The organism is Aureimonas sp. AU40, from assembly GCF_001463785.1.
Taxonomy (GTDB): Bacteria; Pseudomonadota; Alphaproteobacteria; order Rhizobiales; family Rhizobiaceae; genus Aureimonas.
Map to the genome: position 1 here is coordinate 1 of NZ_BBWL01000054.1, position 14,452 is coordinate 14,452.

Genomic DNA, 14,452 nt, shown 5'->3' on the forward strand with positions numbered 1-14,452 from the left:
GGCGCGCGACCGCCAGTCCGCCGCCGACTGGTCGGTGATCGCGCCGACCGTCACGACGCACGAGCGGATCGAGGCCGTCTACACCTATCCCGCCGCCCGCCCGCTCACCGAGCGCACGGAAGCAAAGGCCGCCCCGCAGCCGGTGGCGGCCCCGTCCTCCACGCTGACCGGCACCCTCGTTCCGGGCTCGGACAGCTTCTGACATCGAGGCTCGCCCGCGACGTGAAAGCGGGCGAGCCGCCCCGGAGCCCCTGACAAGCTCTTCGGCGAAGGCTGGCGGGGGACGAGACGCGAAGACCCGAGCGGTGCAGACGGCATGGCTCGGCCTTCGCGGCCCATCCCCACACGGCGATCCGGCCAGCCCTGCCGCCGAGCGCCCCGCTCAAAACTTAAAGTCCCTTCGACGCAACGCCAGACGAGGAACCCGTCATGTCCCTGATCTCTCAGCGCCCCTCGCTCCGCAACGCCGCGCCCGAAACCTCCACGCCCACCCGCTCGCTTCCCGGCACTCTCGCCGCCCGGCTTCGCGGCTGGTTCACCCGCCTTTCCGCTCCGGCCGAGGCGAAGGACATGCTGCCCGCGCCGCACCGCCGCGCACCCGCGCGCCGGCCAATCCCCGAGGGCGAGGTCAACAGCCTGCTTCTCTAGCGCCTGCCCCTCAACGCCCGCTGGCCGGAGGGGTCCTCCCGTGTTCCCGGCCCCACGCACCCGGCGAAGCCAACTCGCCTCGCAGGGTGCGCGGGCAATGCCCCCTCCCCGCCGTCCCGAAGGAAGTCCTCCCGTGTCGAAGCTCCCCATCCTCCTCAACAGGGTCGCCGCCTTCATGGCCAGCACGGCGGCCGCCGCCCTCGCCGTCTCCTTTCTCGGCCTCGGCGTCCTGACTCAGGAACCGAGGCCCGCGACCGGCGCGGAAACCGCCGAGGCCCAGCCGCCCGCAACTCCCCCCGCCATTCCCGCATCCGTCGCCCGCGTCGAGCGGCGGCCGGTGGACCTCTGGTCGCGCCATTCCGGGCGTCTCGAAGCCGTCGAGCGCGTCGAGATCCGCTCGCGCGTCGCGGGCGCCATCGAGGCCGCCCATTTCCATGAGGGCGCGCTGGTGGAAAAGGGCGCGCTGCTCGTCACCATCGACCCCGCCCCCTATCGCGCCACCATGGAGCGCGCCCTGTCCGACCGGCAGGCGGCCGAGGCGCGCCTCGCCTTCGCGATCGGCGAGCGCGATCGCGGCTCGCAGCTTCAGGGAAACCGCACGATCGCCGCCTCGGAATTCGACCGCCGCGTCCAGGCGGCGGCGGAAGCGCAGGCCGGGCTCGCCTCCGCGGAGGCCGCGCTGCGCAGCGCCGAACTCGATCTCTCCTATACCGAAATCCGCGCGCCGGTTTCGGGCCGCATCGGGCGGCTGGAGGTGACGGGCGGCAATCTCGTCTCGGCCGGGGCGACCTCGCCCGTGCTCGCCCGCATGGTGTCGGTGGACCCGATCTACGCCGCGTTCGATGCCGACGAGGAAACCGTGCAGCGCCTCGTGCGCGCGGCGGGCGGCATGGCCGAGATCACCCGCATTCCCGCCCGGCTCGACCTCGCCGATCGCGAAAGCGTGGAAGGCCGCGTCCAGTTCGTGGACCCCAGCGTCGACCCGGCCAACGGGACGGTGGGCCTGCGCGTCGCCTTCCCCAACCCGGACGGGACGCTGATGCCCGGCCAGTTCGCGCGGCTGCGCCTCGGCCAGCCCGATGCGGGCACCGCCCTTCTCGTGTCCGAGCGCGCGGTCGGCACCGATCAGGACAAGCGCTATGTCCTGGTGGTCGACGACAAGGACACCGTGCAGTACCGCGAAGTCCATCTCGGCCCCGCCTCCGGCGACATGCGCGTCGTGGAAAGCGGCCTCTCCGCCGACGAGCGCGTGGTGGTCAACGGTCTCCAGCGCCTTCGCCCCGGCGCGCGCGTCGCCCCGCAGATGGTCTCCATGGAGACCGGACGCGGCCTCGACAGGCAAGCCAGCGCGCGCTGACGCGCCGGCGGCGGAGCGCCCTCCCCCTCCCTCTCGCTCCGCCGCGCGGCCCGTCTCTTTTTTCTTTCCCGAAAGTCCGCTCCGATGACCATTTCCCGGTTCTTCGTGGATCGCCCCGTCTTCGCGGGCGTTCTCTCCGTCCTGATCTTTCTGGGCGGCCTCCTGTCGATCTTCGCGCTGCCGATCTCGGAATACCCGGAAGTCGTGCCCCCCTCCGTCGTGGTGCGCGCGGCCTATCCCGGCGCCAACCCGGCGGTGATCGCCGAAACGGTGGCGACGCCGCTGGAGGAGCAGATCAACGGCGTCGAAGGCATGCTCTACATGTCGAGCCAGGCGACCACCGACGGCACGATGCAGCTGACCGTCACCTTCCGCATCGGCACCGACCCCGATCAGGCGCAGCAGCTGGTGCAGAACCGCGTCGCGCAGGCCGAGCCGCGCCTGCCCGAGGAGGTGCGCCGCCTCGGCGTTTCGGTGGTGAAGTCCTCGCCCGACCTGATGCTGGTGGTGCACCTCACCTCGCCGGGCGGGCGCTACGACCTGACTTATCTCCGGAACTACGCGCTTTTGAACGTGCGCGACCGGCTGGCGCGCATCGACGGGATGGGGCAGGTCCAGCTCTTCGGCTCGGGCGACTATTCCATGCGCATCTGGCTCGACCCTGAGAAGACCGCCGCGCGCGCGCTTTCGGCGGGCGATGTCGTCTCCGCCATCCGCGAGCAGAACGTCCAGGCCGCCGCCGGCGTCATCGGCGCTTCGCCGAGCGTGCCGGGCGTGGAGTTCCAACTCTCCGTCAACGCGCAGGGGCGCCTCAAGGACGTGGACGAGTTTGCCGACATCATCGTGCGAACCGACGCCGAGACCGGCGCGATCACGCGCATCCGCGACATCGGCCGCGTCGAGCTCGGCGCCTCGGAATATGCGCTGCGCTCGCTCCTGTCGAACGAGGCGGCCGTCGCGATCCCCGTGTTCCAGGCGCCCGGTTCCAACGCCATCGCGATCGCCGACGAGGTGCGCGCCGTCATGGAGGAGATCAAGCAGACGATGCCGGAGGGCGTCGACTACGAGATCGTCTACGACACCACGCAGTTCGTGCGCGCCTCGATCGACGCCGTGGTCCACACGCTGCTCGAAGCCGTGGTGCTGGTGGTGATCGTCGTCGTGGTCTTCCTCCAGACCTGGCGCGCGTCCATCATCCCGCTTCTGGCCGTGCCCGTTTCCATCGTCGGCACGTTCGCGGTGATGCATTTCCTCGGCTTCTCGATCAACGCGCTCAGCCTGTTCGGCCTCGTGCTCGCCATCGGCATCGTGGTGGACGACGCGATCGTCGTGGTGGAAAATGTCGAGCGCAACATCGAGAAGGGTCTCAACCCCCGCGAGGCGACCTATCAGGCCATGCGCGAGGTGTCGGGGCCGATCGTCGCCATCGCCCTGGTGCTGGTCGCCGTGTTCGTGCCGCTCGCCTTCATCTCGGGGTTGACGGGGCAGTTCTACCGCCAGTTCGCGCTGACGCTCGCGATCTCCACCGTGATCTCGGCCTTCAACTCGCTCACCCTCTCGCCCGCTCTGGCCGCCCTTCTCCTGCGCGGCCACGACGCGCCGAAGGACCGACTGACGCGCATTCTCGACGCCTCGCTCGGCTGGCTCTTCCGGGGCTTCAACCGCTTCTTCGGCGCCTCGTCGCGGCGCTACGGCTCGGGGCTCGGCCGCGTCATCACCCGCAAGGGGCTGACGCTCGGCTTCTATGTCCTTCTGGTCGCGCTGACGGCGGTGCTCTTCCGCTCGGTTCCCGGCGGCTTCGTGCCGGCGCAGGACAAGCAGTATCTCGTCGGCTTCGCCCAGCTTCCCGACGGCGCCTCGCTGGATCGGACCGACGCCGTGGTGCGGCGCATGGGCGAGATCGCGCTGAAGACGCCGGGCGTGGAAAGCACGATCGCCTTTCCCGGCCTGTCGATCAACGGCTTCACCAACTCCTCCAATGCCGGCGTCGTGTTTCTGACGCTCGACCCGTTCGAGGAGCGCACCGACCCCAGCCTCTCCGCCGGCGCCATCGCGCAGCGGCTGAACGGGGCCTTCGGCGGGATCGAGGAGGCCTTCACCGCCATCTTCCCCCCGCCCCCGGTGCAGGGCCTCGGCACGATCGGCGGCTTCAAGCTGCAGATCGAGGACCGGGCGGGCGGCGGCTACAAGGCGCTGGACGAGGTGGTGAAGGGGTTCCTCGCGAAAGCCTACCAGACGCCGGAGCTGACCGGCATGTTCACCGGCTATGGCATCGACGTGCCCCAGCTCTTCACCGATGTCGACCGCGCGCGGGCGCGCCAGCTCGGCGTGCCGATCACCGAGATCTTCAACACGTTGCAGATCTATCTCGGCTCGCTCTATGTCAACGATTTCAACCAGTTCGGCCGCACCTACTCCGTGCGCGTCCAGGCCGACGCGCCCTATCGCGCCCGGCCGGAAGACATCGGCAATCTGAAGGTTCGCTCCAATTCGGGGCAGATGATCCCGCTTTCGGCGCTTCTCACCGTCGATACGGTCGCAGGGCCGGAGCGGGCGCTGCGCTACAACGGCTTCCTGTCCGCCGACGTCAACGGCAACGCCGCGCCCGGCTTCTCCTCGGGCCAGGCGCGCGAGGCGGTGGAGCGGATCGCGGCCGAGACGCTGCCGCCCGGCTTCAGCTTCGAATGGACGGAACTCACCTATCAGGAGATCATCGCCGGCAATTCGGGCGTGGTGATCTTCCCGCTGGCGATCCTTCTCGTGTTCCTGGTGCTGGCGGCGCAATACGAGAGCCTGACGCTGCCCGTCGCGATCCTTCTGATCGTGCCGGCGGGCTTGTTCTCGGCGCTCGCGGGAATCTGGCTGACGGGGGGCGACAACAACATCTTCACCCAGATCGGCCTGATCGTGCTGGTCGGCCTCTCGGCCAAGAACGCCATCCTCATCGTCGAGTTCGCGCGCGAACTGGAGGCCGAGGGCCGCACCCCGCGCGAGGCGGCGGTGGAGGCGGCGCGCCTGCGGCTGCGGCCGATCCTGATGACCTCGCTCGCCTTCGTCATGGGCGTCCTGCCGCTGGTGCTTTCCACCGGGGCGGGCGCGGAGATGCGCTCGGCCATGGGCGTCGCGGTGTTCTCCGGCATGATCGGCGTCACGCTGTTCGGCCTGTTCCTGACGCCGCTCTTCTATGTCCTCGTCCGCTCCCTCGCCGGGCGAAAGGCGCGGGCGGGCGAGGCGGCGCGGGGCGCAGTGTCGGCTCAGGAGGTGCCTGCGGAATAAGGGGCTAGCGGAGTAAGGGGCTGGCGCTTGTCGCGGAGGGGCGGTGGCCCCTCCCCTTTCCCGATCCGAAACCGCGTTTCGAAAAGCAGGCCGCCCGCCTTTCAGCAAGGCGGGCGGCCGATGCGTTCAGGCCGGGGCCTCGGCGACCCCGGCCTTTTTACGTTTGGATCAGGCGCCGAAACCGCCGTCGATCGTGTGCATGGCGCCGGTGACGAAACTGGCTTCGGGCCCGGCCAACCACGCGACCAGTCCCGCCACGTCCTCCGGCCGCCCGTGGCGCTTCAGCGCCATGACGCCATGCATGACGTCCTTCATGGGGCCGTCGGCGGGGTTCATGTCGGTGTCGATCGGGCCGGGCTGCACGACATTGACCGTGATGCCGCGCGGCCCGAAATCGCGCGCGAGGCCCCGCGCCATGCCCTGCAGGGCCGATTTACTCATCGCGTAGGCGGACAGACCCGGAAACGGAATCCGGTCCCCGTTCACCGAGCCGATCACCACGATGCGCCCGCCCTCCGGCATCCGCCGCGCCGCCTCCACCGAAGCGTGGTAGGGCGCGGTGACGTTGATGCGGATCAGCCGGTCCACCTCGTCCGGGTCCTGCTCCAGCGGATCGCCGAAGGCGCCGACGCCGGCATTCACCACCAGAACGTCGAGCGGCCCGCTTTCGCGCACCCGCGCGATCACCGCGTCCCGGTCCGCGCTGTCGGTCATCACCGCCGTCGCGCCGGTTTCGCCCGCCAGCCGCTCCGCCGCCTCGCGCGAACCGGCATAGGTGAAGGTCACCTTCGCGCCGTCAGCGCGCAAGCGCCGGACGATCGCGGCGCCGATCCCCCGGCTGCCGCCGAGCACGAGCACGGATTGTCCCTCGAAATTGGTCATGGACTTGCCCCTCCAGATTAACGTATCGGTCGCTACATAAAGGAAGGCGGAACCCCGTCAAGGATTATTGTAGCGATGATTACAGAAAAGCCGCGCGCGCGCGGACGCCCCCGCCGCTTCGATCCCGAGGCCAGCGTCGCCTCGGCCCAGCGTCTGTTCCACGCGCGCGGCTACGACGCGGTGAGCGTCGCCGATCTGACGCAGGCGCTGGGCATCAACCCGCCGAGCTTCTATGCCGCCTTCGGCAGCAAGGCGGGGCTCTTCGCCCGCAGCCTGGAGCGCTACACCGCGACGCAAGGCGTGCCGCTCGGCGCGATCCTGCGGCCCGGCCGACCCGTGGCCGAAGCGCTCGCTGCCGTCCTGGAGGAAGCCGCCCGGCGCTACGCGGCGGACCCATGCGCTGCCGGCTGCCTCGCCATCGAGGGCGCCCGCTGCGACGACCCCGACGCGCGCGCCGCCGCGCGTGTCTTGACGCAGGGTGCCGCCGAAACGCTCCGCGGCTTCATCTCCGGCACCCGGCCCGACCTCGCCGCGCCCTTGGCCGACTATGTCGTCACGGTGATGATCGGCCTCTCCACCCTGGCGCGCGAGGGCCACGGGCTCGACCGCCTGCTCGCCACGGCCTCACTCGCCGGCACGGTTTTCGAGCGCGCGTTGGGCGACTGATCCGCCGTCTTCTATCGCGGCGTGTCGGCGCGGTGCCGGGGCGTCGTCAGTTCACGGTGGAGGTCTGGCTCACGCCGTCGGGCTGTACGGCGATCACGCCGCGAATATGCTCGATCGAGGCCGCGAAACGCTTCGCGCTGCCTCGCCTGGGCGCCGCGACGGCGAGCCCGTGAATCTCGCTGTAGATATAGAGCACCTTGCCGCCGCGCTTGCGCACCTCCGCCGCAATGCGCTCTCTCTGCGCCGGCGTCTTGCAGTCGCAGGTGACGATGAAGGATTTCGCCTCGGGCGAAGACGCGCCTTGCGCCCTCGCGGCGTCGCCAAACGCCCCTGAGAACCCGGCGTAAAGTAGAGCCGCCCGGAGGAGCCACCCTCCCCATCCGTTCCCAGCCATGAATGCCCACCCCTCGCGACACGTTTGCCTCGGATCGGGCTTTGGTGCTCCGGTCTGGTCGAATGATGTCGGCCTCAGCCCTCCGCCTTCTCGCGGCGCCGAGGAGAGCCAGGCCGGGGGGCGATCGCGTAGGGGCGGATCAGGACGGCGGCGGGAATCTGGAGCTCGTCATGGAGGCGGTGGGCGGCGGCCAGCGTCAGGCCCCGCTTGCGGCTCAGGAACTCCGAGACGCGCGACTTCGAGCCGAACACGGCGGTCAGCCTCTCGCGCGGGATGCGCCGGTCCGCCATCACCGATTTCACCGCCTCCACCGCGTCCGGCGCCTCGATCGGCCAGACCTTGGCCTCGTAGGCTTCGATCAGGGCGGACAGAACGTCGAAGCGGTCGGCCGCCTCGCTGCCGGGCGCGGGCTCGTCGAGGAAATAGCGCTCCACCTCAGCCAAGGCCCAGTCGTAATCGGCTTCGGTGCGGATCGGGCGAATGTCCATCAGACGGTCTCCGGGTTGATGCGGTCGTACTCGGCATGGGTTCCCACGAACTTCACCAGCACGCGGCGGAACGTGTAGGAGACATGAACGATCAGGCGGAACTTGTTGCCGCCGATGTCGAAGATCACCCTGTTGTCTCCGACGAAATCGACATTGGCCCCGAACTGGGACTTGATGTCGTTGGGCGTCGCCCACTCCGCCTTTTCCACCAGCGCATGCCAGGTGCGAAGCGGGGACTCGGCTTGGGGGTGAACCTCCCAGAACTGCCGCAATGTTCGCTTCGACAGGATTTGCATGGCGGCACCCTAGCCTGTTCCCGATTTGGGAACAAGAGCGTTGGAGTGCAAGCAGCCCCACGACGGTGCCACGGGGATGAGGTAAGGCACGGTTCTGAAACGCAGGCGAACCGGCGGAGACTTCAGACGAAAATGCCAGACCTATCGTCTCTCGGTGCCGCGATCGCTCTTTATCTCGCAGCGATCAATCTTCTCGCCTTCGCGGCCATCGCGCTCGACAAGGCCAAGGCGCGAGCCAGCCGGCGCCGCATCCCCGAAGCCACGCTTCTTCGCCTCGCGCTCATCGGCGGCAGCCTCGGCGCACTCGTCGCGCAGCAGGTCCTGCGCCATAAGACCCGCAAGGAGCCGTTCCGCAGCCGGCTTCTCGCTATCCTCGCGTTTCACTTGTTGGTCTTGGTCGCTCTGGCGCTGGCCTTGCGTCTTGGCTCGGCATGACTGGGTTCGGCCGCTTGTCCTTTCTAGCAAATTCCAGACATAGCTTTCCCGCAGGCTCGCCAGCATAAGCTGCGTCCCGTCCAGTTTTCCGATCGATCGAAGCGTACTTCGTCTTAGTTTCTTGGCGCAGCCTCTCCCATTGTTCTTCTCAAGAGCGTTTCATCCCTCGCCAAACCTGCCAGTCCTGCGATTTTGCTGGAGAGGTCAGAGAGATTGATTTGGGATTGGTTTCTGCATGACAGGACTGTCACCCCCGAAACCCTCGATGCCGTGCGCGATGGGTCGATCATCCCGCCGAAAGGCTGGAACAGGGCCTTGGGCGTTTCCGCCAGCCAGCGCGCCAGACCCCTCGCCTCCTCGAAGAACGGTAGGACGCGTTCGGTGAGCGTGACGGTGAGGCCGAGATGGAGGCCGCGCGCGTTGCAGCGGATCTTGAGATCGATATAGCCGAAGCGCACGAGGTCCACGAGATAGCGGCGGATGGTGCGGGGCGAGCGCGACATGATGTTGCCCGCCGTGCCTTTGGTGATGGTGGTTTCGCGCGTCTTGCCACAGCGCGCGCGAAGGACCTGGAGAAAGGCCTTGGCGTGCGGCGTCAGCCGGTCGTCGCGCGCGGCGGTGGTGGCCATGGGCTGCGCGTACTGACGGCTCTCCTGCGGCGCGGGGCGGCTGTGGCGCGGACGCGGGGCAGAGGCTTGGCGCGGCGCTCTGGAGCGAGGCGCGCGCGCGGCCTCACCCGCCGGCTTGCGCCCGATGGCGGCCGAGCGCAGGCGCGCCTCGGTGAGCGACAGGAGGCCCGCCGCCTGGTCGCGCCAGATCGCGGCGCGGGCCAGGAAGTCGGGATGCAGCCCCTCCCCCTCCCCTTCCACGAGGTCAAGCAGTATCGTTCCGGCGCTCGGCCCTCTTGTCGAGGCGCGCGCAGGCACGGGCACGCTCATAGGCGTGCGGGAATGTTCCTCAGGCATGGTCTCTCTCCTTGCGCGAGGCAAAGCGAGGCCGTGGCGGGAAGCCGCATTTTCATTTGACGATGAAGGCGAAGGAGGCTAAACCTGCGAGCAACCACGCATCACAGATGAAGGCTCCGGCGGCTCCCGCTTCGGGGCCTTTTTCTTTGCCTATGGCGTCTCCCTGTTGAGGATAAGGTTCGGCATCAGACGGCCTCGCTCTTCACGAGTTCGGCGTCGGCCCGGGTCAGTTCGTCCAGATCCACCTTGGCGATGAGGACGCGGATCACGTCGGAGCGCGAGGGCACGCCCAAGCGCTCTTTCGCCTCGTCCAGCGCGGCGATCTCGCTCTCGTGGAGAACGGTCTCGGTGGACCGAAGACCCAACGCGCGACGACGCGCGCGGATCGCGGCAACGGCCTCTGTGGTGCTTCTTCGGGACATCGGACAGACTCGGCAGACTCGGGTTACTAGGAAGGGTTACGTGACACGAAAGGTGAACGCCACCCCTCGGGACCGGCCGCACGATGGCCCCAATCGTCCATCGGGGCATAAATCGGGGAGAAAAAGTGGAGAAACCGGACGCGAACGGCGCCGCAAAACGGGGCGAAAATCTCGTTAACCCGTTGATAAAAAACAACCTGTCGCCAAGCTGGCGCGGCGCGTCTTTCCCAGCCTGTCCGGACCTTACGTCTCGACGGCTTATGCTATAAAAACTGGGTACGATCCGTCAGAAGGACCTTTTACCGCCCATGACCGTGCCTGCCGTCCCGATTCTCGACGAAGATCCCGCCGACAAGGTTGTCCGGCATGGGGCGATTCTCTCCGCCGAGCTGCAGGCCCGGCGCCAGCAGATGTATCCGCCCGATGCGCGCAAGAGCCTCCGGTTCTTCATGACGCATGAAGTGTCGAAACTGACCTCGATCCCGGAATCGACGCTGCGCACCCTGTCGATCGAGGGCAAGGGGCCGACCCCGGCCCGGCTTGAGAACAATCACCGCGCTTATACGCTTTCGCAGGTGAACGAGCTTCGCGAACTCTTCGCCCAGCAGAAGCCGGCGGAGGCCCTGCGCTTTCAGCCGCGCCGTCGCGAGGGCGAGGCGATCCAGATCCTCTCGATCGCCAATTTCAAGGGCGGCAGCGCCAAGACGACCACCAGCGCCCATCTCGCTCATTATCTCGCGCTGGCCGGTTACCGCGTGCTGGCGATCGATCTCGATCCGCAGGCCTCGCTCTCGGCCATGTTCGGCTTTCAGCCGGAGATGGATGTCGGCCACAACGAGACGATCTACGCCACGCTGCGCTACGACGAGGCGCGTCGGCCCATGCGCGAGATCATTCGGCCGACTTACTTTACCGGCATCGACCTTGTGCCCGGCAATATCGAAGTGATGGAATACGAGCACGAGACACCGCGGTCGCTATCGGGTGGCGCGGGCGCCGCGCAGACCGTCTTTTTCGAGCGGCTGCGACTTGCAATCGGCGAGGTCGAAAACGATTACGACATCGTGCTTCTCGACACCCCGCCTTCCCTCGGCTTCCTGACCCTCGGCGCCATCTACGCCTCGACCGGCCTGCTCGTCACCGTTCACCCCGCCATGCTGGACGTCATGTCCATGAGCCAGTTCCTTCTGATGATGGGCGATCTCATCGGCGTGGTGCGCGATGCCGGCGCCAGTCTCAGCCAGAATTTCCTGCGCTATCTCATCACCCGTCACGATCCCAACGACCAGTCGCAGGTTCATGTCGTCGCCATGCTGCGCAGCCTGTTCGGCGAGGACGTGCTGTTGCCGACCGCCGTGGAGAGCGCGGCAATCGAGACGGCTGGCCTTGCCAAACGTACGCTCTACGAACTGGAGCCCGGCAATATCGGCGCGAGCACGGTGAAACGCGCGCGGGAATCCATGGACGCCGTCAATCAGCGCATTCTCGAACTCATCACGCAGTCCTGGGGCCGGGCATGACCAAGCCACCGCGCAAATCCATCATCGCCAATTTCGCCTCCTTCGGCACGGAGCCGAAATCGCCCGAGGTCACAGCGCCCGCGATCGGGACTGCCGGCGACGAGCGCGGGGAATCGGTTCAGGGGCCAGCGCCATCTGCTCCCGCGCCTGCCGTCGCGACGGCTTCACCGCCCTCCCCGCCCGCCCCCACGACGCCTCCCGTTAGTGGTCTTGCCCAGCGCGTCGGCGCTTCGGTGATCGGCGCAACGCAGCGCTCCATCGCCGAACTGCGGGAGGAGCGCGATCGGCTTCAGGCGCTGGTCGAGGCGGGGGGCGCGCGCGAGATCGACACCGCCCTGATCAACCCCTCGCCTTTCCAGGATCGCATGCCCGAGGACGACGAGGCCGACTTCGTCCGCTTTCGTGCGCGCTTTGCCGAGGAGGGGCAGAAGGTCCCGGCCGAAGTCCGCCCGCATCCGAGCGAGCCCGGCCGCTTCCAGCTCGTCTATGGACACCGCCGCTGGCGCGCCGCTTCCGATCTCGGCCGTCCGCTGCGCGCCATCGTGGTGGAAAAGACCGACGCCGAGGTCGCGGTCTCTCAAGGCATCGAGAATGCCGAACGGCAGGATTTGACCTGGATCGAGCGCGCGAGCTTCGCCGCAACCCTGGACACGGCGGGGCTAAAGGCACGCGATATCCGCGCCGCACTCGGCATCGACGACCCGGAACTTGCACGCTTCCGCGCGGTGCTGCGCGCCCTGCCGCCCGAGACCATTCGCCTGATCGGCCGCGCGCCCAAGGCCGGGCGCCCGCGCTGGGTGGAACTTGCCAAACTGGCGGCCGAGCGCCCTGCTCGTCTCGCCCGACTTCCCGAAACCTTGGCAGCTGCCAAGGTTTCCACCTCCGACGGCCGTCTCCAGACGGCGCTCACGCTGCTCCGCGACGCAGATGCGACTCCTGACAAGTCTGTCGATCTGCGCGACGCGAAAGGCCGGCTCCTTGCCAGGGCGCAGTTCGGCCGAGGCAATTTTCAGCTGACCGCTGAAAAGGCGATGGCCGACGACTGGGACCGCTTCCTGCGCGACGAGCTGCCCGATCTCACCCGTCGGTTCGAGGCTTGGCAGACGCGGCGCGGCGATCGCTGAAACGGTAGAACCTTGGCAGCTGCCAAGGTTTTGGTCTGGCCTGAGCCAGTAGGTCCGTTGAAGTCTTGCGCTAAGAGCTGGTTTCGTTGGAAGCGTGGACCAGTCCCAAGACCCCCGAAGCGGACCAGCCTTATGCGGAGCTGGGTTCAGTTGGCGACAGTGCCAGTTGGGTGCCGATGCCGGGTCACATAGCCGGAAAATATCTGAGGCGCTCCGGGCATCTTTCGAGGCGATCGCGCTGCTCGAATGTGGTTGCCGGTCTGGAAGTCGTAGAGTTCACGGCCTGCTCCGATGTTGCGACTGGCACATCACTCATATGTTCTAGTACGGCCGGCGGTGCCTTACTTCCAAACTCCAAGATTGGGGCGGCACCACCGCCATATTTCTACGGCGAAGCCGAGGTTTGGAGCATTGTCGGCTTTTCTATCGGCGATGATGAACTACTGCGTTTGATTTTCGGCATATGTCGCGCGCATGAAAGAGAGTGGCCACGTCTGTTCTGAGAGTGCTCCAGCGCCTGATCGCACTTCTCCTTTTCCTGGCCACTGCCTGCCCATGTTCTTCAACGGTGATTGTCGGCCACCGGACCCGACATGAAAGACATGATCCGCAGTCGCTGCCAATGGCGCAAGTCGCATCTCCTCCAATCGTCCAAGTCCAGTCTAGGGCCTGAGGTTAGGCAATAAAGTTATACTCTTTGGGAAACCTAAAGGGCGCTGCACGCCAGCTCTCCGCCCATGCTCGGGCGGGTGGCTCGAGAGACTATCTCGTGGAAGGCTCGATGCGGCTTCGCCTATGATCTGGCGCAGGTGCAGTTTATCTCTGCGACGTAGAAGTGTCTTCCTGAGAGTTCGAGCGATGCTGGGGGAGGTTGAGCTATGATCTTTCGGGGGGTAGGGCGGCTGCGATGGTGCGTCGGTTTGGTCGAGCGAAGTGCTGTCCCACCATGGCTGATCCGCCACCCCGCGAAAGGCCAGATACACCCGGGCCATTCGTTGGTGGAAAGGGGTCGGATGCGTCTTCGTCGTATCCGGCAGGATCGCCAGCGAGATGTGGAAGCGCGCTACCAGAATTCAGCATGATATTCGAGTAAGCCGGTGGGCAGGGCAGTGGGGGCTTGGTTCGCGCCGCAAATGTGAGACTTCGATCCGAGCCTGCAGAATCTGCTGAGTCTGTCGAACTCCGCGTCTGCGCTCCAACTTGCATCACTATCCCATTGTCTAACCCTCGGCGTGTGGGTGATCCCCACCTCTGCCGAAGCGGTAGAGTCCTCTTCGCTCCAAGCGAGATGGTTCGCGCTGATTTGAGAGGACATGCGTTTTGAAGTTCACTGGTCGTATCTTCGCTTCGGTCTGTCCGTTAAGGACCTACTTGCATCAGCTGTTGCCGCTGCCGACTTTCGGAATGCCTCGATGTCTCCAGCTTGTACGGCTCACAATCCGGGGTGATCGATTTCCAGTTGGCAGATGTCGGGATCGAACTCGACCAATCGTCGTAGACTCCAGTGCAGCATGCTGACGCTGACGCTGTCGGTCACGTGTGATCTCGTCTCGTGGGCGAAGTGCCTGCCTTGCAAAGCGCGTCAGGGCAAACGTGTTCGAATGAGGCTCTTGGCTATAGTCAGACGAGAGGCAGGTTGCTGAGCTACTTCGGTGACATAAGGTCGTCAGGCGCTCGTTGAGGTGTGAAAAGCAGTTCGGCCCTTCCAATAATAAATATGTAAAAACCAGTAAATACTTTTGTTATTGAGAATAAAAATCAGCCATTCTCGGGAAATAACCGATTGGCGTGGTCGGGTTATATTAAAACGCCGGAGGCCTATTTCAATTGATAAAGTGCGGTGCAATTGAACGGTGCCGTTGGTTCGGCGCGACGCATGAGCCTTCAAGTCTGAGTCGGCAACCCTGGCTCAGCCACTTCGGTGTCCTATGCTCAATATCGACCCAGAGCATTGCCTCGGCTTCTTTCGCGTTCGTCAT

14 protein-coding genes are annotated in these 14,452 nt (G+C 66.4%); 8 read left to right on the forward strand and 6 right to left on the reverse strand.

The window, feature by feature from the left end; translation table 11 throughout:
- The 4 genes from AUL32_RS25705 to AUL32_RS21140 all read left to right on the forward strand — a co-directional run.
- Nucleotides 1-202 (forward strand): hypothetical protein (locus AUL32_RS25705; protein ID WP_374700971.1); only part of this gene is annotated, 202 nt, incomplete at its 5' end.
- A gap of 227 nt (nt 203-429) precedes the next feature.
- Nucleotides 430-648, forward strand: a complete 219-nt coding sequence (locus AUL32_RS21130) for a hypothetical protein (protein ID WP_062119600.1) — start codon at nt 430-432, stop codon at nt 646-648.
- Between the two features lie 175 nt (nt 649-823).
- A complete protein-coding gene (locus AUL32_RS21135; protein WP_374700975.1) occupies nt 824-2,005 on the forward strand; it encodes an efflux RND transporter periplasmic adaptor subunit in 1,182 nt (393 codons plus the stop codon).
- 84 nt (nt 2,006-2,089) lie between these two features.
- The gene (locus AUL32_RS21140) at nt 2,090-5,281 is read left to right on the forward strand and encodes an efflux RND transporter permease subunit (protein WP_062119606.1); all 3,192 of its coding nucleotides are present in this window, start codon (nt 2,090-2,092) and stop codon (nt 5,279-5,281) included.
- A 168-nt stretch (nt 5,282-5,449) separates the two neighbouring features.
- Here the strand turns inward: AUL32_RS21140 and bdcA are convergent, their stop codons facing one another.
- Complete coding sequence (bdcA, locus tag AUL32_RS21145) at nt 5,450-6,163, reverse strand: SDR family oxidoreductase (protein ID WP_062119609.1); 714 nt, start codon at nt 6,161-6,163, stop codon at nt 5,450-5,452.
- Nucleotides 6,164-6,238: 75 nt separating this feature from the next.
- Between bdcA and AUL32_RS21150 the strand changes: the two genes are divergently transcribed.
- The gene (locus AUL32_RS21150; protein WP_062119610.1) at nt 6,239-6,829 is read left to right on the forward strand and encodes a TetR/AcrR family transcriptional regulator; all 591 of its coding nucleotides are present in this window, start codon (nt 6,239-6,241) and stop codon (nt 6,827-6,829) included.
- Between the two features lie 46 nt (nt 6,830-6,875).
- Here the strand turns inward: AUL32_RS21150 and AUL32_RS21155 are convergent, their stop codons facing one another.
- The 3 genes from AUL32_RS21155 to AUL32_RS21165 form a co-directional block, all read right to left on the reverse strand.
- A complete protein-coding gene (locus tag AUL32_RS21155; protein WP_062119611.1) occupies nt 6,876-7,223 on the reverse strand; it encodes a hypothetical protein in 348 nt (115 codons plus the stop codon).
- A 74-nt stretch (nt 7,224-7,297) separates the two neighbouring features.
- Nucleotides 7,298-7,711: a helix-turn-helix domain-containing protein gene (locus tag AUL32_RS21160; RefSeq protein WP_062119612.1), complete on the reverse strand. Its 414-nt coding sequence runs from the start codon at nt 7,709-7,711 to the stop codon at nt 7,298-7,300.
- Complete coding sequence (locus AUL32_RS21165; protein ID WP_062119613.1) at nt 7,711-8,007, reverse strand: type II toxin-antitoxin system HigB family toxin; 297 nt, start codon at nt 8,005-8,007, stop codon at nt 7,711-7,713. Before AUL32_RS21165 ends, AUL32_RS21160 begins: the two co-directional genes overlap by 1 nt.
- A gap of 132 nt (nt 8,008-8,139) precedes the next feature.
- Here AUL32_RS21165 and AUL32_RS21170 point away from each other — a divergent pair, with 132 nt between their 5' ends.
- The gene (locus tag AUL32_RS21170; protein ID WP_062119614.1) at nt 8,140-8,442 is read left to right on the forward strand and encodes a DUF1294 domain-containing protein; all 303 of its coding nucleotides are present in this window, start codon (nt 8,140-8,142) and stop codon (nt 8,440-8,442) included.
- 113 nt (nt 8,443-8,555) lie between these two features.
- Here the strand turns inward: AUL32_RS21170 and AUL32_RS21175 are convergent, their stop codons facing one another.
- Both AUL32_RS21175 and AUL32_RS21180 read right to left on the reverse strand, forming a co-directional pair.
- Nucleotides 8,556-9,407 carry a helix-turn-helix domain-containing protein gene (locus tag AUL32_RS21175; RefSeq protein ID WP_244498009.1) on the reverse strand — a complete coding sequence of 284 codons (852 nt, stop codon included), beginning with the start codon at nt 9,405-9,407 and terminating at the stop codon, nt 8,556-8,558.
- Between the two features lie 185 nt (nt 9,408-9,592).
- Nucleotides 9,593-9,829: a ribbon-helix-helix protein, CopG family gene (locus tag AUL32_RS21180; RefSeq protein ID WP_082640038.1), complete on the reverse strand. Its 237-nt coding sequence runs from the start codon at nt 9,827-9,829 to the stop codon at nt 9,593-9,595.
- A gap of 308 nt (nt 9,830-10,137) precedes the next feature.
- On the opposite strand from AUL32_RS21180, the gene repA reads away from it, so the two are divergent.
- Complete coding sequence (repA, locus tag AUL32_RS21185; RefSeq protein ID WP_061978714.1) at nt 10,138-11,349, forward strand: plasmid partitioning protein RepA; 1,212 nt, start codon at nt 10,138-10,140, stop codon at nt 11,347-11,349.
- Nucleotides 11,346-12,473 carry a plasmid partitioning protein RepB gene (gene repB / locus AUL32_RS21190; protein ID WP_062119621.1) on the forward strand — a complete coding sequence of 376 codons (1,128 nt, stop codon included), beginning with the start codon at nt 11,346-11,348 and terminating at the stop codon, nt 12,471-12,473. Before repA ends, repB begins: the two co-directional genes overlap by 4 nt.
- Nucleotides 12,474-14,452: the final 1,979 nt, after the last annotated feature.